Origin of the sequence: Mycobacterium sp. 852002-10029_SCH5224772, assembly GCF_001667315.1 — a bacterium.
GTDB lineage: Bacteria > Actinomycetota > Actinomycetes > Mycobacteriales > Mycobacteriaceae > Mycobacterium.
The window spans coordinates 89,335-110,015 of the sequence record NZ_LZHT01000041.1; the positions used below are offsets into that span (position 1 = coordinate 89,335).

The 20,681-nt window shown below is 67.6% G+C and carries 21 protein-coding genes; 3 read left to right on the forward strand and 18 right to left on the reverse strand.

Annotated elements, in window-relative coordinates:
- Positions 1-48 precede the first annotated feature (48 nt).
- The 18 genes from A5775_RS08855 to A5775_RS08940 all read right to left on the reverse strand — a co-directional run bounded on the left by A5775_RS08855 (position 49) and on the right by A5775_RS08940 (position 17,417).
- On the reverse strand, positions 49-597 hold the full coding sequence (locus A5775_RS08855; RefSeq protein ID WP_067250837.1) for a histidine phosphatase family protein: 549 nt from the start codon (positions 595-597) through the stop codon (positions 49-51).
- Complete coding sequence (locus A5775_RS08860) at positions 594-1,370, reverse strand: CbtA family protein (protein WP_067250841.1); 777 nt, start codon at positions 1,368-1,370, stop codon at positions 594-596. The genes A5775_RS08855 and A5775_RS08860 overlap by 4 nt, the downstream gene beginning before the upstream one ends.
- Before the next feature lie 20 nt (positions 1,371-1,390).
- Entirely contained in the window at positions 1,391-1,606 is a 216-nt protein-coding gene (locus A5775_RS08865) for a CbtB-domain containing protein (RefSeq protein WP_067250844.1), read from the reverse strand.
- Between the two features lie 192 nt (positions 1,607-1,798).
- The gene (gene clpC1, locus A5775_RS08870) at positions 1,799-4,342 is read right to left on the reverse strand and encodes an ATP-dependent protease ATP-binding subunit ClpC (protein WP_067250847.1); all 2,544 of its coding nucleotides are present in this window, start codon (positions 4,340-4,342) and stop codon (positions 1,799-1,801) included.
- A 334-nt stretch (positions 4,343-4,676) separates the two neighbouring features.
- Positions 4,677-5,015 carry a histone-like nucleoid-structuring protein Lsr2 gene (gene lsr2, locus A5775_RS08875; RefSeq protein WP_008263502.1) on the reverse strand — a complete coding sequence of 113 codons (339 nt, stop codon included), beginning with the start codon at positions 5,013-5,015 and terminating at the stop codon, positions 4,677-4,679.
- A gap of 126 nt (positions 5,016-5,141) precedes the next feature.
- A complete protein-coding gene (gene lysS / locus A5775_RS08880; protein ID WP_067250850.1) occupies positions 5,142-6,647 on the reverse strand; it encodes a lysine--tRNA ligase in 1,506 nt (501 codons plus the stop codon).
- 60 nt (positions 6,648-6,707) lie between these two features.
- Entirely contained in the window at positions 6,708-7,523 is an 816-nt protein-coding gene (locus tag A5775_RS08885) for a type III pantothenate kinase (RefSeq protein ID WP_067250853.1), read from the reverse strand.
- Between the two features lie 2 nt (positions 7,524-7,525).
- The gene (panD, locus tag A5775_RS08890) at positions 7,526-7,945 is read right to left on the reverse strand and encodes an aspartate 1-decarboxylase (RefSeq protein ID WP_067250856.1); all 420 of its coding nucleotides are present in this window, start codon (positions 7,943-7,945) and stop codon (positions 7,526-7,528) included.
- Positions 7,945-8,883 carry a pantoate--beta-alanine ligase gene (panC, locus tag A5775_RS08895; RefSeq protein WP_067250859.1) on the reverse strand — a complete coding sequence of 313 codons (939 nt, stop codon included), beginning with the start codon at positions 8,881-8,883 and terminating at the stop codon, positions 7,945-7,947. The genes panD and panC overlap by 1 nt, the downstream gene beginning before the upstream one ends.
- Complete coding sequence (locus A5775_RS08900) at positions 8,880-9,791, reverse strand: Rossmann-like and DUF2520 domain-containing protein (RefSeq protein WP_067250863.1); 912 nt, start codon at positions 9,789-9,791, stop codon at positions 8,880-8,882. The genes panC and A5775_RS08900 overlap by 4 nt, the downstream gene beginning before the upstream one ends.
- Before the next feature lie 115 nt (positions 9,792-9,906).
- Positions 9,907-11,316 carry a DUF6779 domain-containing protein gene (locus tag A5775_RS08905; protein WP_067250867.1) on the reverse strand — a complete coding sequence of 470 codons (1,410 nt, stop codon included), beginning with the start codon at positions 11,314-11,316 and terminating at the stop codon, positions 9,907-9,909.
- Between the two features lie 86 nt (positions 11,317-11,402).
- Positions 11,403-11,879, reverse strand: coding sequence for a DUF3180 domain-containing protein (locus tag A5775_RS08910; protein WP_067250870.1), 477 nt, complete (start codon positions 11,877-11,879; stop codon positions 11,403-11,405).
- Positions 11,879-12,427, reverse strand: a complete 549-nt coding sequence (gene folK / locus A5775_RS08915; RefSeq protein ID WP_067250874.1) for a 2-amino-4-hydroxy-6-hydroxymethyldihydropteridine diphosphokinase — start codon at positions 12,425-12,427, stop codon at positions 11,879-11,881. The genes A5775_RS08910 and folK overlap by 1 nt, the downstream gene beginning before the upstream one ends.
- A gap of 19 nt (positions 12,428-12,446) precedes the next feature.
- Positions 12,447-12,833, reverse strand: a complete 387-nt coding sequence (gene folB / locus A5775_RS08920) for a dihydroneopterin aldolase (RefSeq protein ID WP_067250877.1) — start codon at positions 12,831-12,833, stop codon at positions 12,447-12,449.
- A complete protein-coding gene (folP, locus tag A5775_RS08925; protein ID WP_156660629.1) occupies positions 12,826-13,677 on the reverse strand; it encodes a dihydropteroate synthase in 852 nt (283 codons plus the stop codon). The genes folB and folP overlap by 8 nt, the downstream gene beginning before the upstream one ends.
- Complete coding sequence (gene folE / locus A5775_RS08930; protein WP_067250883.1) at positions 13,674-14,276, reverse strand: GTP cyclohydrolase I FolE; 603 nt, start codon at positions 14,274-14,276, stop codon at positions 13,674-13,676. Before folE ends, folP begins: the two co-directional genes overlap by 4 nt.
- A 16-nt stretch (positions 14,277-14,292) precedes the next feature.
- Complete coding sequence (gene ftsH, locus A5775_RS08935) at positions 14,293-16,773, reverse strand: ATP-dependent zinc metalloprotease FtsH (protein WP_067250886.1); 2,481 nt, start codon at positions 16,771-16,773, stop codon at positions 14,293-14,295.
- A gap of 230 nt (positions 16,774-17,003) precedes the next feature.
- Positions 17,004-17,417 carry a VOC family protein gene (locus tag A5775_RS08940; protein ID WP_067250889.1) on the reverse strand — a complete coding sequence of 138 codons (414 nt, stop codon included), beginning with the start codon at positions 17,415-17,417 and terminating at the stop codon, positions 17,004-17,006.
- A gap of 77 nt (positions 17,418-17,494) precedes the next feature.
- On the opposite strand from A5775_RS08940, the gene A5775_RS08945 reads away from it, so the two are divergent.
- From A5775_RS08945 to A5775_RS08955, 3 genes are read left to right on the forward strand one after another with little or no spacing between them, the layout of a single operon-like run.
- Positions 17,495-18,457 (forward strand): alpha/beta fold hydrolase, encoded by a 963-nt coding sequence (locus A5775_RS08945; protein ID WP_197512445.1) that lies wholly within the window; start codon positions 17,495-17,497, stop codon positions 18,455-18,457.
- Positions 18,457-19,644 carry an LLM class flavin-dependent oxidoreductase gene (locus A5775_RS08950; RefSeq protein ID WP_067250895.1) on the forward strand — a complete coding sequence of 396 codons (1,188 nt, stop codon included), beginning with the start codon at positions 18,457-18,459 and terminating at the stop codon, positions 19,642-19,644. The genes A5775_RS08945 and A5775_RS08950 overlap by 1 nt, the downstream gene beginning before the upstream one ends.
- Complete coding sequence (locus tag A5775_RS08955; RefSeq protein ID WP_067250898.1) at positions 19,644-20,657, forward strand: zinc-binding dehydrogenase; 1,014 nt, start codon at positions 19,644-19,646, stop codon at positions 20,655-20,657. Before A5775_RS08950 ends, A5775_RS08955 begins: the two co-directional genes overlap by 1 nt.
- The last annotated feature ends 24 nt before the right edge of the window (positions 20,658-20,681 follow it).

Below are 20,681 nucleotides of genomic sequence, written 5' to 3' on the forward strand. Positions count from 1 at the left end.
TATCAGGTTTTCGATAAAGCCGCATGGGTGAAGGGCCGGCGGGACGCGTCACAGACGCAGCGCCCACCGCCCGCCGCGGAAATGCATGACGACGCGGCCGGCCGGTGCGACGTCGACGCGCCAAAACGATGCCGGTGCGGCGTCCAGCGCCACCAAGGTCGCCGCCCGGACCACCGCAGGGTGCGTCACCGCCACGGTGGGTAATGTGTTGTCGGTCAACGACTTCAGCCATCCGGCCACCCGGTCGACGAGCTCGGCGATCGACTCGCCGCCGTGCGGCGCCCGGGTAGGATCGGTGAGCCAATCCTCGAGTTGTGCCGGAGGCACATCCCCGAGCGTCATGCCGCGCCACCGTCCGCAATCGAGGTCGGACAATCGCGGCTCGGTGATGGCTTGCAAGCCCAGCAACGTCGCCGTCTCCCGCGTGCGCTGTTCCGGTCCGGCGAAAAGCCGTCCCCCACCGGCGATTTCGTCGGCCACGGCGCCAACCTGTCGGCGGCCGATCGTGTTCAGCGGCTCGTCGGCGGGAAAGCGCCCGGCCGCCATCGCATCGGTCATCGCATGCGATATGAACGTCAGGCGGACGACCTCAGTCACGCCGCGATGCTCGAGGTGCGCTCACCCAGCAGCCGGGACGCCACCACCGAGAAGACCAGGCCGATGCCCGCCCACAGCACCAGCTGGGTTGCCAGCGATACCAACCTGAATTCGTAGAGGACATCGGCGGGAAAACCCGGATAGATGATGGCGCCCGCCGCGTCGTGCAGCGGTCCCGGCGTCTCGTCCACGCCCGGCAGCAGCACCGCCACCACGATGATCGCCACCAGATAGCCCCCGGCCGCCAGCAGCCTCGCGTTCCACCCGCCGAACCGGTCGGCGAGCCGGCGCGCCAGCCACACCGCGCCGATCGCCAGCACCACCGACGCCAGCACCATCACCAGATACCAGCCGGTGCGCGCGCCGATCGTGTCGGACTGGCCGACCGCCGGCGGGTTCGGCGGATACTTCAGAAACGGCACCACATACACCGCCCCGAACGCGCCGGCGGCCAGGAGCAACGAAAGCGCCTGCGGCCGCGCCTCATTCGTGCGCGCGTAGACGACGGTGAACAGCACCGCGAACAACGCACCCATGGCGAGGCCGAAGATCAGCACGCCGAATCCCAGTCCGGCGTTGGCCTGCACCGTCCGGGTGAACAGCTCGGCGCCGTGCTCGTGCACGCCGTGCGCGTTCTCGGCGTCGGTGCGGCCGTCCTCAAAAGCGATGGCGCGGCCGATGACGGGCTCGGCGCACAGGCGGGCGAAGACGAACGCCAACACCGCGCCGACGGCACCCGCCAGAAGACCGCCCACGATCAGGCGTTTCTCCACGAGACCGGGGCTTTCCCTGCTCAGTGGCAGGGGAAGCCGAGGAGATGGCGCGCGTCGTGCACGAACTCGTGCACATGCGAATCGCTGCCGAACAGCGACACCGCCCCCTGGTCGACGCCGACGAAGTACAGCGCCAACAACGCGAGAAAGGCGGTCGCCGCCAGCCAGAGCGCGGCGCTGGCCGCCGACAGATCAACCGGCCGGGTGCGGCCGCCGGTTAGCTGCGGGTGGGACACAATCGACTCCTTCTGGGGATAACGCGCCCCCGCTGGGGATGACGGGCCTCGGGTCTGACTTTCGACAGTGGCGCGACCGTTCTGGACTTTCACCAGATTCCGTGACACGTCAGGACAGCAGTCAGTGTAGGGCGCAGCAAAAACGGGCGGTAGTCCCTATCGAGACCGGTCCGCCCGTTTCCGCTGTTTCTGCTATTGCGCGTCCGGCGCCTGCGGCGCGGCGTGTGCCCCAGCCTTGGCCAGGTCCGGCTCGGCCGGCGGCTTGCGGGTACCGGTGAACGTGAACACCGCGTCCTCGCCGCCGCTTTCGCCGTCCCAGTTGTCCACGTCGACCGTGACGATCTGGCCCGGCCCGATCTCCTCGAAGAGGATCTTCTCGGAGAGCTGGTCCTCGATCTCGCGCTGGATGGTGCGCCGCAGCGGACGGGCACCCAGCACCGGGTCGAAGCCACGCTTGGCCAGCAATGCCTTGGCCTTGTCGGTCAGCTCCATCGCCATGTCCTTGCTCTTGAGCTGGTTGCCGACGCGCTGGATCATCAGGTCGACCATCTTGATGATCTCGTCGCGAGTCAGCTGGTGGAAGACGATGATGTCGTCGATGCGGTTGAGGAACTCCGGGCGGAAGTGCTTCTTCAGCTCGTCGTTGACCTTCTGCTTCATCCGCTCGTAGTTGTTCTCACCGCCACCCTGGGTGAAGCCCAGGCCGACCGGCTTGGAGATGTCGGACGTGCCGAGGTTCGAGGTGAAGATCAGCACGGTGTTCTTGAAGTCCACCGTGCGGCCCTGACCGTCGGTGAGCCGACCGTCCTCGAGGACCTGCAACAGGCTGTTGTAGATCTCCTGGTGCGCCTTCTCGATCTCGTCGAACAGCACCACGGAGAACGGCTTGCGGCGCACCTTCTCGGTGAGCTGGCCGCCCTCCTCGTAGCCGACGTATCCCGGTGGGGCACCGAACAACCGCGACGCGGTGAACCGGTCGTGGAACTCGCCCATGTCGATCTGGATGAGCGCGTCGTCGTCGCCGAACAAGAAGTTGGCCAGCGCCTTGGACAGCTCGGTCTTACCGACACCGGACGGGCCGGCGAAGATGAACGAACCCGAGGGCCGCTTGGGGTCTTTCAGCCCGGCGCGGGTGCGGCGGATCGCCTTGGAGACGGCCTTGACGGCGTCCTCCTGGCCGATGATCCGCTTGTGCAGCTCGTCCTCCATGCGCAGCAACCGGGTGGTCTCGGCCTCGGTGAGCTTGAACACCGGGATGCCGGTCCAGTTGCCCAGTACCTCGGCGATCTGCTCGTCGTCGACCTCGGCGACCACGTCGAGGTCGCCGGAGCGCCATTGCTTTTCGCGCTCGGCGCGCTGGGCCACCAGCTGCTTCTCCCGATCCCGCAGGCTGGCCGCCTTCTCGAAGTCCTGGGCATCGATCGCCGACTCCTTCTCCCGGCGCGCGTCGGCGATCTTCTCGTCGAACTCGCGCAGGTCTGGCGGCGCGGTCATGCGGCGGATCCGCATCCGGGCGCCCGCCTCGTCGATCAGGTCGATCGCCTTGTCCGGCAGGAATCGGTCGTTGATGTAGCGGTCGGCCAGGGTGGCCGCCGCGACCAGCGCCGGGTCGGTGATGGACACCCGGTGGTGCGCCTCGTAGCGGTCGCGCAGACCCTTGAGGATCTCGATGGTGTGCTCCACCGTCGGCTCCCCCACCTGCACCGGCTGGAAGCGACGCTCCAGGGCCGCGTCCTTCTCGATGTACTTGCGGTACTCGTCGAGCGTGGTGGCACCGATGGTCTGCAGCTCGCCGCGGGCCAGCTTGGGCTTCAGGATCGACGCGGCGTCGATCGCGCCCTCGGCGGCGCCGGCACCCACCAGGGTGTGCAGCTCGTCGATGAACAGGATGATGTCGCCGCGGGTGTTGATCTCCTTGAGCACCTTCTTCAGGCGTTCCTCGAAATCACCGCGGTAGCGCGAGCCGGCCACCAGCGAGCCGAGGTCCAGCGTGTAGAGCTGCTTGTCCTTCAGCGTCTCCGGGACCTCGCCGTGCACGATCGCCTGCGCCAGGCCCTCGACGACGGCGGTCTTGCCGACGCCGGGCTCGCCGATCAGCACCGGGTTGTTCTTGGTGCGCCGGCTCAGCACCTGCATCACCCGCTCGATTTCCTTCTCGCGGCCGATGACCGGGTCGAGCTTGCCTTCCATCGCGGCCGCCGTCAGGTTGCGGCCGAACTGGTCGAGCACCAACGACGTGGAGGGGCTGCCGGACTCGCCACCACGGCCACCGGTGCCCGCCTCCGCGGCCTCCTTGCCCTGGTAACCCGACAGCAGCTGGATCACCTGCTGGCGCACCCGGGTCAGCTCGGCACCCAGCTTCACCAACACCTGCGCCGCCACGCCCTCACCCTCACGGATCAGGCCCAGCAAAATGTGCTCGGTACCGATGTAGTTGTGGCCCAGCTGCAGCGCCTCACGCAGGCTCAGCTCGAGAACCTTCTTGGCGCGCGGGGTGAACGGAATGTGACCCGACGGCGCCTGCTGACCCTGACCGATGATCTCCTCGACCTGGCTGCGGACGCCCTCGAGCGAGATGCCCAGCGACTCCAGCGACTTCGCCGCGACGCCTTCGCCCTCGTGAATCAAACCCAGCAGGATGTGCTCGGTGCCGATGTAGTTGTGGTTGAGCATCCGGGCCTCTTCTTGCGCCAGGACGACGACCCGCCGTGCACGGTCGGTAAATCTTTCAAACATCGGGTTACCTGCTCTCCCTCACATCGGTACAAACCTGTCAGCGGCCCTTCTAGCAACCTTGCCGGTCCCCTGTGGCCGGAATCGCGTACCTGCCATCCACTGTAATGGTCGGCTTGCCGGCGGGCCTAACTTGTGCAGCCTCGTTCGCTGCGGACGTAACTTGGTCCCTTCGGCCCAAATCTCACCCGCGACCGCCCGCGCCGCTCCGCGCCGTATCCGGAGAAACGTTGCAAAGTCCCAATTCGTTTCCCGGGCCGCCCGACGATTATTTCGCGCCCAGCGAAATAACAAACCGGCGCCCGGGCTGGTAACCCGGGCGCCGGTTTGATGACTGTCAGGTTGCCGCGTGGAATGCGTCGATGACGTCGGCCGGGATGCGACCGCGCGTCGACACGTTGTGCCCGTTCCGGCGAGCCCATTCGCGGATTGCTGCGCTCTGCTCACGGTCGATGGCGCCGCGGCCGCGTCCGGAACCGGAACGCCCGCGCCGGCGACCGCCGACGCGGCGGCCGGCTTCCACCCACTGCTTCAGATCCCCGCGAAGTTTCGCGGCATTCTTGGACGAAAGATCAATCTCATAGGTCACCCCGTCAAGCCCGAATTCGACCGTTTCGTCGGCTGCGCCGGCACCGTCGAAATCATCGACCAAGGTGACGGTCACTTTTTTTGCCATTGGCTTACCCTCGCATTTCGTCCTGAGCAGTTGCTGAGCAGATTGGAACGACCTCCCCGGTCACCAATGTGCCATAACAACGCAGCATACTCAATCTGTACGGACGCTGCAGGGTTGCGTTTTCAACTACGAGTGTGGCCGAACAATGGGGAACAAAACTGTCTCCCGAATTGACAGTCCGGTCAAAGTCATCAACAACCGGTCGATACCCATTCCCGTTCCGGTACATGGCGGCATCCCATACTCGAGCGCGGCGAGAAAGTCTTCGTCGAGCGCCATGGCCTCGTCGTCACCGGCCGCCGCCGCGCGCGCCTGGGCGGCGAACCTCTCCCGCTGCACTACCGGATCGTTCAGTTCCGAGTACCCGGTGGCCAGTTCGACCCCGCGCACATACAGGTCCCACTTCTCGGTGACGCCCGCGATGCTGCGGTGCTGGCGCGTCAAAGGTGTTGTCTCGACGGGGAAATCCCGCACAAACACCGGCGCGACGAGCGCGTTGCCCACCGTGTGCTCCCACAGTTCCTCGACGATCTTTCCGTGTCCATAGCCCCGGTCGCCGGGAATCTCGACACCGAGCCGATCGGCGATGCCGAGCAGCTTTTCGACCGTCGCCTCCGGCGTGATCTCTTCACCGAGCGCCTGCGACAGCGACGGGTACATTTCTATAGAAGCCCATTCTCCGTCTATGTCGTAGACACTGCCGTCGGGCAGCGGTAGTTGTCTGGTTCCGATCGCCTCATCGGCGACCTCTTGAATAAGCTCGCGCGTCACTACTGCCGAATCGTCATACGTTCCGTACGCCTGGTAGGTCTCCAGCATCGAAAATTCCGGAGAATGGGTGGAATCCGCGCCTTCGTTTCGAAACACTCGATTTACTTCGAAAACCTTGTCGAAACCACCGACGACGCAGCGCTTGAGGAACAGTTCCGGTGCGATCCTCAGGTAGAGATCGATGTCCAGCGCATTGGAATGGGTGACGAAGGGCCGCGCGGCCGCCCCACCGGCCAGCGTCTGCAACATTGGGGTTTCGACTTCGAGAAAGCCGCGCCGTTCCAATGCGTTGCGGATGGCGCGGACGACCGCGATCCGCTGCCGGGCCACCGTGCGCGCCTGCGGGCGCACGATCAGGTCGACGTAGCGCTGCCGCACCCGCGCCTCTTCGCTCATCTCCTTGTGCGCGACGGGCAGCGGACGCAACGACTTGGATGCCATCCGCCACGAATCGGCGAGCACCGACAATTCGCCCCGCCGTGAGCTGATCACGTTGCCGTGCACGTAGACGATGTCGCCGAGGTCGACGTCGGTCTTCCACGCGTCCAGGGATTCCCTGCCCACCTTGTCGAGGCTGACCATCACTTGCAGGGCGGTGCCATCACCCTCCTGCAGCGTGGCGAAGCAGAGCTTTCCCGAGTTGCGGGCGAAGATCACCCGGCCGGCGACGCCGACCACGTCATCGGTCGCGGTGTCGACCGGCAGGTCGGGGTGGGCGGCGCGGACCTGCGCCAACGTGTGGGTGCGTTCGACGGCGACCGGGTAGGGGTCACGCCCCTCGGCGAGCAGCCGGGCGCGCTTGTCCCGGCGGATTCGGTACTGCTCGGGAATATCTGCTCCGGCGTCTGGGGCGTCACTCACGACCTGCCAGCTTAAATGAACTCTGGCGGCCCGTTTGACCGGCAGCCCGGGCGGGGAGCTCTAGCGGGCCGTCTTCAGGCGGCCGCGCTGGGCGTCGCGGTTGCGTTCGAAGACCAGCCGCAGGCCGTGCAGGGTCAGATGCTGTTCGTAATGGCTGACGGTCTGTAGCTCGGGCAGCAGCAGCGGCGCGGTGTGTCCGGTAGCCACGATCGCAACGTCGTCACCGGCGAAGCCGTCCACGTCCTCGCGAATGCGTCCCACCAGGCCGTCGACCAAACCGGCGAAGCCGAACACCGCCCCGGCCTGCATGCACTCGACGGTGTTCTTGCCGATCACCGAGCGGGGCCGAGTCAGCTCCACGCGGCGCAGCGCCGCCGAGCGGGCCGCGGCGGCATCGGAGGAAACCTGCAATCCGGGCGCGATCGCGCCGCCGAGGAATTCGCCCTTGGCCGAGACGACGTCAACGCAGATCGAGGATCCGAAGTCGATGACGATGGAGGGGCTCTGGAAGCGGTGAAAGGCCGCCAGGCAGTTGATGATTCGGTCGGCGCCAACTTCTTTGGGGTTGTCCACCAGCAGCGGGATGCCGGTGCGCACCCCGGGCTCGATCAGCACGTGGGCCACCGACGGCCAGTACTGGTCGAGCATGAGCCGCACCTCGTGCAGCACCGACGGCACGGTCGACAGCGCGGCGGCACCGGTGAGCCGCTCGGAGTCCTCGCCGATCAAACCGTCGATCGTCAGCGCCAATTCGTCCGCGGTGATTTCCGACTCAGTGCGAATCCGCCACTGCTGCACGACGTTTGCGTGGTCTTTGGAGCCCGATATCAGCCCGACGACGGTGTGGGTGTTACGGACGTCGATTGCCAGCAGCACGGCTACCGCGCAACGATCCGGGGATCCAACAGCTCGGCCGCATCCGACGGCACGAAGGCCGGGTCGTGGCCGAGGTCGATCGGCTTGTTGTCGGAGTCGACGAAGACGATCCGCGGCTGATAGGTCCGGGCCTCCGCCTCCTCCATGGTCCCGTACGCGATCAGGATCACCAGATCACCGGGGTGAACGAGATGCGCTGCGGCACCGTTGATTCCGATCACCCCGCTGCCGCGCTCGCCGGTGATGGCGTAGGTGACGAGCCGGGCACCGTTGTCGATGTCGACGATGGTCACCTGTTCGCCTTCGAGCAGGTCCGCGGCGTCCATCAGATCGGCGTCGATGGTCACCGAGCCCACGTAGTGCAGGTCGGCCTGCGTGACGGTGGCCCGGTGGATCTTCGACCTGAGCATCGTCCGTAGCATCAGTTCCTCCAAGGTGATTGGGCGTATTCCTGGTTACCGTCCGGCCCAGCGGTGCCGGCGGGTGTTTCGATCTGCATTTCGATGTTGTCCAGCAGCCTGGTGGTGCCCAGCCGCGCCGCGACCAGCAGCCGGGCGCAGCCGTGGGCGGGCGCCGGGCCGAGCCCGGCGTCGCGCAGCTCGAGGTAGTCGAGCGTGAGCGCGGGCACGGCGTCGAGCACCGCGCGCGCCGCGTCCAGCGCGGCCGCACCGCCGTGGTGCGCGGCGTGCGCAGCGGCGGTCAGCGCCGCCGAAAGCGTCACGGCCAGTTCACGTTGCGTGGCGTCCAGATAGCGGTTGCGCGACGACATCGCCAGGCCGTCGCCTTCCCGGACGGTCGGCACCCCGACGACCTGAACGTCGACATTGAGGTCCGCGACCATCTGACGGATCATCACCAGCTGCTGATAGTCCTTCTCGCCGAAGAAGATCCGGTCCGGGCGCACGATTTGCAGCAGCTTGCACACGACGGTGAGCACACCGGCGAAGTGGGTGGGCCGGTGGCGGCCCTCGAGCTCGGCGGCCAGCGGTCCGGGCTGCACCGTGGTGCGCAACCCGTCGGGATACATCGCCGTGGCCGTTGGGGCGAAGACGATTTCGACGCCTTCGGAGCGCAGCAGCGCAAGGTCGTCGTCCATGGTCCGGGGGTAGGCGTCGAGATCCTCGCCGGCCCCGAACTGCAGCGGGTTGACGAAGATCGAGACGACGACCACCGACCCGGGCACCCGCTTGGCCGCGCGCACCAGCGCCAGATGGCCGTCGTGCAGGGCGCCCATGGTGGGCACCAACATCACCCGGCGGCCGGTGTGGCGCAGAGCGCGGCTGACGTCGGTGACGTCGCGCGGCTTCGGGTACAGGTTGAGTTCGCCCGCCGTGAAGGCCGGTGGCTTGCTAGGTTTCATGCGGTCAGCACCTCGACGACGTCTTGGGGCGCGTGCGCGCGCTGAGCGGTTCGCAGGGCGTTCACCCGATACGCCTGCGCCAGTTCAGGTCCGACCCGGCCGAGAGCGGCCAGATGCCCGGCGACCGCCGCGGCGTCGCCCCGCGCGACCGGACCGGTGAGCGCGGCCTGGCCGCGTTGCAGCGTGTTCTCCAGCGCCGCCCGGGCCAGCGGCCCGACGATGCGTTCGGCGATGCCGCCAGGCTGGTCGTCGACGGACTGTTGACCGAGCAGCTCGCTGCCGCGCAGCGCGGCGCGCAGTGCCTCCACCGCGTCGGCGAGCACGGTCACGAGGTGGTTGCCGGCGTGGGCCAGCGCCGCGTGGTAGAGGACGCGGGCCTCCTCGGCGACGCAGAAGGGTTCTCCACCCATCTCCAAGACGAGCGATTGCCCGATCGCGTATCCGACCTCGTCGGCCGCCGTGATGCCGAAGCAGGTGTCCGGCAGCCTGCTGATGTCCTCGTCGGAACCAGTGAACGTCATCGCCGGGTGGATCGCCAGCGGGATGCAGCCCTGGTCGGCCAGCGGGCCGAGTACGCCCACCCCGTTCGCACCGGACGTGTGGACCACGATCGTTCCGGGCCGCACCGCCGACGTCGCGGCCAGCCCCGACACCAGGCCGGCGAGTTCGCTGTCGGGAACCGCGAGCAGCAACAGTTCGGCACCGGCGGCGACGTCCGGCGGCGTCGCGACCGGGGTGTCGGCCAGCCAGCGCTGGGCCCGCTGCCGCGACGCATGGGAGATGGCGCTGCACGCCACCACGACGTGGTCCGCGCGCTCCAGCGCGACACCGAGCGCGGTGCCCACCCGGCCGGCGGAGATGATTCCCACCTTGAGCCTGGCCGGGCGCAGACCGTCGAACTGCACCATCGCAGACGACCTCACTGATTTCTTGGTTCGTTCCGGTCCCACTGGGTGGGTACCGTTCGGTCACTGAGACTCTAGTCGATTACCAGGCGTTTCCCAATGTGAGGAAGCTCCCAGCTCAGCCCTCGCGGCGACGGCGCCGGCCACCCTCGGAGGGCTGTACCTGCAGGCGGGCCAGCAGATCGGCCACCGACTGGCCGCCCGTCGTGGTGGTTTCTCCAGCGCTGTCGGCGTCCTCTGGCTGCGGTTCACCGCCGTGCCGGGGCGCGTGCTCCGGCGCCGCCGGTGGTGCCACCCGCGGTGGCGGGGGCGCGCCGGCGGGCGGACCCTGGTGCACCGGGCGCGGGGGCGGCGCCGGGGCAGGCGGCTCGCTGCCCGGCGCGAAATTGCGCGCGCCGTAATCGCGGTACTCCGCCGAGTGGCGTGACCGCGCCCGTCGCCCGGACTCGGTGTAGGGCGGCGGGGGCACCGGCTCGACCGGCAGGCCATCCCAGGCTTCGTCGCGGGATTCATCGCGGGATTCGTCGCGGGATTCACCCCGGGATTCATCGAAGCCCGAATGCCGGGCGCGCCGCCCGCCCGCCGATTCCCCGGACGAGTCGGCGCCGGCCCAGTCGCTGCCGGGCGATCCGGGCGACAACCACTGCCCTTCGGCGGCCGTCGGCTGCCAGTCCTGGCGTTGCCGTTCCGGCTGGGGCCGGGGTTCGGGCTCCGGCGCGGTCGGGGGTTCGGGTTCAGGTCGCGGCGGTGGCGGCGGTTGGTGACGACGTTCGAACCGCGGTTCCGGCGGTGCGGCGTAGGCGGGCTCCGGCGTCGGATACACCGGTTCTGGGGCCGGTTCGTACTGGTAGCGGGTCCGCTCCCGCCGGGGTGGCGGCGGCTGCCGGGGCGGCAACAGGGGCTCTTCGGGCACGTCGATGATGGCCGTCTCGTCGGCGCGGCCGTGCGGGTTGTCCTCGGGCACCGACGTGACCCGATCGCTGGACACCCAATCGACGGGGTTATCGCGGCGACCCTCGCCGTTGCGATCCCACTCGCTGTACGCCCGCTCCGGCTGCGGCTCGGTCTCGACGGTCCCGAGGGCGGGGCGGTGCGCGAGGTCGGTGTCGAACAGGATTTCCAGGCTGGTCCGCAACGCGCCCAGTTCCGCGCGCAGCTCGGCCAGATCGTCGGCGGCCTGGGCGCGCAGTTCGGAGGCCAACTCGCGGCGCAGCTGGGACTCGACGGTCAGTTCGTATTCACGCCGGGCCGAAATCTCCCGGTCCAGCTGGAGGTCGTAGACCAGCTTGAGGTCGCGGACGCGGGCTTGGTCGGCATCGCTTTGGCGGCGATAGAGCACGGAAACGAAGGCGCCGGCGACTGCGGCCCACAGCGCCAGGATTACAGCGAGCTTGAGGAGTTCCACCCGATTGGTGAAAACCAATGCGGAACTGGCACCTATCGCGAGGACCAGCAACGCGGTCAAGAGCACCCACCCCGGCCTGCGGCCGCCGCGCCGGACCCGGGCGCCGCGGGACAGAACGGTCATGGCCTGACTGTACCTGTGCGAGGTCAATCCGCGTGTCGCCCGACTCCGGCGATTCTCACCTGGGTTGATCGGCGGATTGATTGCCCCTAGGTTTCGGCGCCCTCGCCGTGTTCGGTCGGGTCGTGCGGGGACTTGCAGCAATGTTGCAGCCACAGCGCGGCAACCACCAATGCCAGTGCGCTGATGGCCGCCACCACCGTTCCGGAGGTGTCCTCGGCGGCGGCCCGTAGCCAGGACCGGCGCGGCAGGAAATACACCAGCAGTCCGACCCACCAGCCCAGCATCAACGCCCCCACCCACGCCGAGGCCTTGGCGACCATCAGGCTGCGTGCCACCGCGAGCGGATGCAACCAGCCGGGGCCGGGTCCGATTTCGCCGTCGCTGATCTTGGCGCGCACGTAGCGCGCCCACAGCGCCTCGGCGATGGCCACCGCCAGCAGCGACAACCCGGTCCACACCGTGATCGGGGGAAACCACCGGTACAGGCCGTTGACCAGCAGGTAACCCACCACGGCAGCGCCGACCACCGCGGCCGTCAGGTCACGCTTACGGGTGGGTCCCATCAGGCGTTCGGCCCCCGGTCGGCCGGGGACGTGCCGTCCGGCCGAAGCGTCAGGCCGGTCAACCGCACACCCTCGCGGTCGGCCTCTTCCAGCTGGGCGAGCAGTCCCGCGACCGGTTGCGGCCCGCCGGCCAGCGTCAGTTGTGCGTCCGGGTCGACGGCCAGCCAGGGGATCAACACGAAGGCCCGCAAATGCGCCAGCGGGTGCGGCAGCGTCAGGTTGTTCTCCCGGGACGTCACCTCGGTTTGCCCGTAGCAGGCGATGAGGTCGACGTCGAGGGTGCGCGGGCCCCAGCGTTCGCCGCGGACCCGGCCCGCCGCCCGCTCGAACTCCTGCGCCCGGGCCAGCCAGCCCTGCCCGTCGCGGGCCGGGTCGTCGGCGATCAGCACCGCGTTGAGAAACGGTGCCTGATCCATCCGGCCCCACGGGTCGGTCTCGTACACCGGTGACACGGCGAGCACCGTGTCCCCCAGGCCGTCGACGACGGACTGCAACCGCGCAAGCCGGTCACCCAGGTTGGAGCCGACGGACAGCACCACTCTGGTCATGGGCGCCACTCCACATGCGTCATAGCGGCACCACCGAACCGCGGCCGCGCCGCGACCGCCGCACCACCGCCGAGACGTCCGCGAACTGCTGCGGGATCGGAGCTTGCGGCTTGTGCACCACCACCTCGACGGCGTGCACGCGCTCGTCGTCCATCACCTGATCGGCGATCTGGGCCCCGACGGTTTCGATCAGGTTGCGCGCGGGTCCTGCCACGACATCGGCCGCCAGTTGGGCCAGCGCGGCGTAGTCGTAGGTGTCGGCCAGATCGTCGGTGGCGGCGGCCGACGCCAGGTCGATCCACACCGTGACGTCGATAACGAAGTCCTGCCCGTTCGCGCGTTCGTGGTCGAAAACTCCGTGCTGTCCGCGAACCTTCAACCCGCGCAACTCGATTCGATCAGCCATCGTCTCCAGCCAGCCCAGTGTGCGTTCGGTCGTTCCACGCCGTCACGACCTTGAGCGCATCGACCGTCGCGCGCACGTCGTGCACCCGCACCCCCCACGCCCCGTGCAGCGCGGCCAGTGCGGAAATCACCGCGGTCGCCGTCTCACGCCCGTCGGGCGGCCGCGGGGAGCCGTCGGGCCCGGCCAACAACGTACCGAGGAACCGTTTGCGCGATGCGCCCAGGAGCACCGGGATCCCGGTGGCGACCAATTGCGGCAAGGCATGCAGCAGCGCCCAATTGTGTTGTCCCGTCTTGGCGAATCCCAGGCCGGGATCGATCATCAGCTGGGCGGGGTCGACACCGGCGGACACCGCGGCGTCGACGCTGGCAAGCAGCTCGGCGCGCACTTCGGCGACCACGTCGCGGTAGTTCGGGGCCGCGTGCGGACGCTCGCCCGAAACAGATCGCCAATGCATCAGCACCCAAGGCACTTTCGCCTCGGCCAGCAGCGGCGCCATGGCGGGATCGGCACGGCCGCCCGACACGTCGTTGACGATTCGCGCGCCGCTGCCCAGCGCCGCCCGCGCGACATCGGCGTGCATGGTGTCGATGCTCACCGTAACGCCTTGTGACGAAAGCTCTTTGACGACGGGAACGACCCGGGACGTCTCGACCCGGGAGTCGACGCGGGTGGCGCCGGGCCGGGTCGATTCCCCCCCGACGTCGACGATGCCGCCGCCGTCGGCGACCAGCGCCAGTCCCTGCGCCACGGCTTTGTCGGGGTCGAGGTAGCGGCCGCCGTCGGAGAACGAATCGTCAGTGACGTTCAGAACTCCCATTACCTGCACAGGCGCCGGGCTCACTTACGCAAGATGAGGTCGAGCGCTTCGGCTCGAGAAGCGGCGTTGGTTTTGAACAGACCTCGCACCGCCGAGGTCGTGGTGGTCGCTCCCGGTTTGCGAACACCACGCATCGCCATGCACAGGTGCTCGGCTTCGACCACGACGATCACCCCGCGCGGATTGAGCTTTTTCACCAGGGCGTCGGCGATCTGACTCGTGAGCCGTTCCTGCACCTGGGGCCGCTTGGCGTACAGGTCGACCAGCCGCGCGATCTTCGACAGGCCGGTGACCCGGCCGTCGTTGCCGGGGATGTAGCCGACGTGGGCCACCCCGTGGAACGACACCAGGTGGTGTTCGCAGGTGGAGTACAGCGGGATTTCCTTGACCAACACCAGCTCGTCGTGTTGCTCGTCGAACATGGTGTTCAACACGCTGTCGGGATCGGTGTAGAGCCCGGCGAACATCTCCTGATAGGCGCGGGCGACGCGGGCCGGGGTTTCGCGCAAGCCGTGCCGGTCCGGGTCTTCGCCGATCGCGTACAGCAACTCGCGGACCGCGGCCTCGGCACGTTCGTGGTCGAAGACCCGTATCTGGCGCATCGCAGTGTCCGGCAGTGCCATCGAATCCTCCGTTTGCTCAGCCGTGGGCCGGCGGATTGGACCGGCTTACGTCGTCATCCTGCCGGTCGGGCGAGCCACCCTCCGGGGCGGGCTGGCCCGGCGGGGGGTACGGCGGATACGGCGGGTACGGCGGCTGCGCCTGACCCGCCTGACCCGGCTGACCAGAGCGACCCGGATATCCCTGCTGGTTGCCCGCATGGCCCTGCCGTCCCGGATACGCCTGTGGCCCCGGGTAGCTGGGCGCCGGTTGCTGCCAATAGGGCTGCTGTCCAGGCTGTGCCGGCTGTGCCGGCGGATGCCAATAGTGCTGCTGCGGCTGCGGCGATTGCTGTGGCTGCGGCGATTGCTGCGGCTGCGGCGATTGCTGTGGTGGCCATCCCGGCGCTCGCCAACCGGCCGGCGCGCCGTAATCGGGCTGGGTGGGTTCGTGCGGCGCGCCCTGACGCTTACCGCTGCCCTGGCTCCCGTAAGAACCGTTGCCGCCATTGGCGTTTCGGTCAGCCTCCAGCCGTGCCGCTTCGCTGGCCCGCGCGATGGCCGCCTTGAAGGCCGGCTCGGGTGTGGGCGGCGGCCAGGGCTCGCCACGCTCGATGGCCAGCTCGCCGGGCGTCTTGATCGGCGGCTTGTCCGAGGGGATGCGGCCACCGAAATCGTCGAACATGGTGAGCCGCGGCCGCTTTTCGACGCCGGAGAAGATGCTCTCCAACTCGGCCCGGTGCAGGGTTTCCTTCTCCAGCAGCTCGCCCGCGAGGATGTCGAGGATGTCACGGTATTCGGTGAGGACTTCCCACGCCTCGGTGTGTGCGGCCTCGATCAGCTTGCGGATCTCGTCGTCGATGTCGCGGGCGACCTCGTGCGAATAGTCCGCTTGCGTTCCCATGGTGCGGCCCAGGAACGGGTCGCCGTGTTCCGAACCGTATTTGACCGCACCGAGTTTGGAGCTCATCCCGAACTCGGTGACCATGGCGCGCGCGATTTTGGTGGCCTGTTCGATGTCTGACACCGCGCCGGTCGTCGGCTCCCGGAAGACCAGTTCCTCGGCGGCGCGCCCGCCCATTGCGAACACCAATTGCGCGATCATCTCCGAGCGGGTCCGCAGTCCCTTGTCTTCCTCCGGCACCGCCACCGCGTGACCGCCGGTGCGGCCCCGCGCCAGGATCGTCACCTTGTAGATCGGCTCGATGTCGGGCATCGCCCAGGCCGCCAGCGTGTGGCCGCCTTCGTGATAGGCGGTGATCTTCTTTTCCTGCTCGCTGATGATGCGGCCCTTGCGGCGCGGGCCGCCGATCACCCGGTCCACCGCCTCTTCCAAAGCGGCGCTGGTGATGACGGTGCCGTTCTCCCGGGCGGTGAGCAGCGCTGCCTCGTTGATGACGTTGGCCAGGTCGGCGCCGGTCATGCCGACGGTCCGCTTGGCCAGCCCGGCGAGGTCGGCGTCCGGGCCGATCGGCTTGCCCTTGGAGTGCACCTCCAGCACCGCTTTGCGACCCGCCAGGTCCGGGTTGGACACCGGGATCTGCCGGTCGAAGCGGCCGGGCCGCAGCAGCGCCGGGTCCAGAATGTCCGGCCGGTTGGTGGCCGCGATCAGAATGACGCCGGCCCGCGGGTCGAACCCGTCCATTTCGACCAGCAACTGGTTCAGCGTTTGCTCACGCTCGTCGTGCCCGCCGCCCAGGCCCGCGCCACGCTGGCGGCCTACGGCGTCGATCTCGTCTACGAAGATGATGCACGGGTTGTTCTGCTTGGCCTGTTCGAACAGGTCGCGCACCCGGGACGCGCCGACGCCGACGAACATCTCGACGAAGTCGGAGCCGGAGATGGTGAAGAACGGGACGCCGGCCTCGCCGGCCACCGCGCGGGCAAGCAGGGTCTTACCGGTCCCGGGCGGACCGTAGAGCAGCACGCCTTTGGGGATCTTGGCGCCCAACGCTTGATAGCGACCGGGGTTCTGCAGGAAGTCCTTGATCTCGTAGAGCTCCTCGACCGCCTCGTCGACGCCGGCGACGTCGGCGAACGTGGTCTTGGGCATGTCCTTGGAGAGCTGTTTGGCGCGCGATTTGCCGAATCCGAAGCCCATCCGGGCGCCGCCCTGCATGCGGGAAAACATCACGAACAGCCCCACGAGCAGCAGCAGCGGCAGGACGTAGACCAGCAGCTCGCCCAGAATGCTGCCCTGGTTGACGACGGTGCTGACCTTCGCGTTCTTGGCGGTCAGCGCGTTGAAGAGGTCGACCGCATACCCGCTCGGATATTTGGTGATGACCTTGTCGGAGTTGTCCGTGTCGCCATTGCCCTTCTTCAGGGTCAGGCGCAGCTGCTGTTCGCGATCGTCGATTTGTGCGCTTTTGACGTTGTCGCCGTTGATTTGGGACATCGCCACGGAAGTGTCGACGGGCTTATAGCCGCGAGTGTCGTCGCTGAAGTAGAAGAACGACCAGCCGAGCAGCACCACGACAGCAATCACCGTGATGGTGCGAATAACGTTTTTCCGGTTCATCAATCATCGGCCTTGCCGGCCAGGTCCTCTCCCGATATACACGCAGCTGGAAAAGTCCAGGCTACCGCCTGTGGCGATCGCCAGTTCCGGCAGAGCCGGGGTGCAGCGGGTCGCCACCATCTGCCCTGTGGCGATCGCCAGTTCCGGCAGAGCCGGGGCGCAGCGGGTCGCCACTGTCCTGCCCTGTTAACGACAGCCGGTTCCCGACTCGCGACCATGCAGGTTGGTCGCTACTCGTAATAGCGCGCCTCGATCACGTTGCCGTCGGGATCAGGGAAATAGAATCCCTGCGGCGCCCAACCGCGCGCACCGAAGCTGTGATTCAACCGCGCGCTGGTATCCACGCCTTCGTCTTGCAGACGCCGGTCCAGCGCGTCGTACTCGGCCTTGGACAGTGCGAGGCAGACATGGTTGACCCGGTGGCCGGCGCTGCCTTCGACCCGGGTCAAAGCCTCGGTACCTGGAACGTTTTCAGGCGGCATCAAGTCGATGATCGAGTCCGCACAGATCCGCACGCTCGGGAAAGGCGCGTCTCCGGCCTCGAATTCGGCGAATCGGAGCGGCTGCAGGCCGACGACGCGCGTGTAGAAGTCCATCGAGTCCCGCGGATCTTTCGTCCAGAGCACGACGTGGTCCAACCGCATAATTCGAGTATTCCGCTGTCTCCGCCTTTTGATGGCCAACTCTTCTCAGTCCGCAACCGTTGTGCTTTGGTGAGACGGTGCCCCCAACCCAACGGTTAGTAGATACCAACGGTGTGCGGCTGCGGGTGACCGAAGCGGGCGACCGCGGCGCACCTGTGGTGATCTTGGCCCACGGCTTTCCCGAACTGGCCTATTCCTGGCGCCACCAGATAGACGTCCTCGCCCAGGCCGGCTATCACGTGCTGGCGCCCGATCAGCGCGGCTACGGCGGTTCGGATCGTCCGGATGCCGTCGAGGCGTACGACATTCACCAGTTGACGGGCGACCTGGTCGGCCTGCTCGACGACGTCGGTGCCGAGCGCGCGGTGTGGATCGGGCACGACTGGGGCGCGGCCGTGGTGTGGAATGCCCCGCTGCTACACCCAGACCGGGTCGCGGCGGTCGCCGCGCTCAGCGTGCCCGTGACGCCCCGTCCGCGCCTGGCGCCCACCCAGGCGTGGGGGAAAACGTTCGGCGAGAACTTCTTCTACATCCTGTACTTTCAAGAGCCCGGCGTCGCCGACGCCGAACTGAATGCCGATCCCGCGCGGGTGATGCGACGGATGATGGGCGGCCTACGGACATCGGGCGACAAGGCCGCGGGGCTGCGGATGGTGGCGCCGGGTCCGGAGGGATTCGTCGAACGCCTGCCCGAGCCCGACGGGCTGCCGGAGTGGATAAGCCAGGATGAGCTCGACCACTACGTCGCCGAGTTCTCGCGGACCGGCTTCACCGGCGGCCTGAACTGGTATCGCAATTTCGACCGCAACTGGGAGACCACCCCCGAGCTCGACGGCGTGAAGATCTCGGTGCCGTGTTTGTTCATCGGCGGGACGGCTGATCCCGTCTTGTCGTTCACCCGCGCCGACCGCGCTGCCGAGGCGATTTCCGGTCCGTACCAACAAGTGATGATCGACGGCGCCGGGCATTGGCTGCAGCAGGAGCGCCCCGACGAGGTGAATGCGGCCTTACTGAAATTCCTCAACGGATTGGAGCTTTGATGAGCGCGCCCCTGCGGTTCGGTGTCTTTATCACCCCGTTTCACCCTGTTGGCCAATCCCCAACGGTTGCACTGGAATACGACATGGAACGCGTCGTCGCGCTGGATCGGCTCGGGTTCGACGAAGCGTGGTTCGGAGAACACCACTCCGGCGGCTACGAGCTGATCGCCTGCCCGGAGGTGTTCATCGCCGCGGCGGCCGAGAGGACCAAACACATCCGGCTGGGTACGGGAGTGGTGTCGCTGCCCTATCACCATCCGCTGATGGTGGCCGACCGCTGGGTGCTGCTGGATCACCTGACCCGCGGACGGGTCATGTTCGGCACCGGGCCCGGCGCGTTGCCCTCCGATGCCTTCATGATGGGCATCGACCCCGTCGAGCAGCGACGGATGATGCAGGAATCCCTCGAGGCCATCCTGGCGCTGTTCCGCGCCGCGCCCACCGAACGAATCGACCGTCACTCCGATTGGTTCACGCTGCGCGACGCGCAGTTGCACATCCGGCCCTATACCTGGCCCTATCCCGAAATCTCCACGGCGGCAATGATTTCACCGTCGGGACCGCGGTTGGCCGGCGCGCTGGGCACCTCGCTGCTGTCACTGTCGATGTCGGTGCCCGGCGGCTACGCGGCACTGGAAACCACCTGGGACGTGGTCCGCGAACAGGCCGAAAAGGCCGGTCGGGACGAGCCGGATCGCGGCGACTGGCGCGTCCTGAGCATCATGCACGTCGCCGACAGCCGTGAGCAGGCCATCGACGATTGCACCTACGGGCTACAGGATTTCGCGAATTACTTCGGCGCCGCCGGGTTCGTCCCGCTGGCCAACAGCGTCGAAGGCTCGCAGACGCCGCACGAGTTCGTCGCGGACTATGCGGCCAAGGGCAATTGCTGCATCGGCACGCCCGAGGACGCCATCGCCCACATCGAAGACTTACTCGACCGCTCCGGCGGCTTCGGAACCCTGCTGATGCTCGGCCATGACTGGGCCTCCCCGGAGGCGACGCACCACTGCTATGACCTGATGGCACGCAAGGTGATTCCTCACTTCAAACGACAACTCGAGGCGTCCCGCGCATCCCACGACTGGGCCAAAGGCAAGCGTGACCAGTTGATCGGCCGGGCGGGTGAAGCCGTGGTCAAAGCCATCACCGAGCACGTGGACGAACAGAAAGACGCGGTGCACTGATGCGCGCCTCGGTGTTGCGCGACGGTCGTATGGTCTACCGCGACGACGTGCCCGACCCGATACCCGAAGCCGGGCAGGTACTCGTCGGCGTGCGCGCATGCGGAATCTGCGGCTCCGACCTACATTTCGCCGCCCACGGCGCCCAAGTGCTGGAAATGACCGATCGGGCGGCCGGCGGCGGAGGGGGCATGCACGTCGACCTCGACCACGACATCTTCATGGGCCACGAATTCAGCGCCGAGATACTCGAAGCCGGCCCCGACACCGAGACCCATCCACCGGGTACCCTGGTCACGTCACTGCCGGTGCTGTTGTCTGCCAAGGGCGTTGAGCCAATTGTGTACAGCAACAAGACAATCGGCGGCTACTCCGAACGGATGCTGTTGTCGGCGCCGCTGCTGCTGCCCATCCCCAACGGCCTGGACTTCAAACACGCGGCCCTGACCGAGCCCATGGCGGTGGGGCTGCACGCCGTCAATAAGTCCAGCATCGCACCCGGCGAGAGTGCCCTGGTGTTGGGCTGCGGCCCGATCGGGATCGCCATCGTCGCCGCCCTGCGGTCCAAGGGCATCGAAACCATTGTGGCATCGGACTTTTCACCGAAACGACGCCAGCTGGCCGTCGCGATGGGCGCTCACCAGACGCTGGATCCGGCACAGGGTTCGCCCTTCGACAGCGTCAAGCCCGCGGTGGTGTTCGAGGCCGTCGGGGTGCCGGGCATCATCGACGACGTGCTGCTCCGCGCGCGGCCGGGTACCCGCCTGGTGGTCGCCGGGGTGTGCATGCAACCCGACACCGTGCATCCCTTCTTCGCGATCGCCAAAGAGATCAACGTGCAGTTCGTGCTCGCCTACACCCCCGACGAGTTCGGCGACTCGCTGCGCGCGCTGGCCGAAGGCGGCATCGATGGCAGCCCGCTGATCACCGGCGAGGTGGGGCTGGACGCGGTCTGCGCGGCCTTCGACGACCTGGCCGACCCCGAGCGGCACTGCAAGGTTCTCGTCACGCCCTGAAAGCTGTCAGAGGGTGCGCCTACA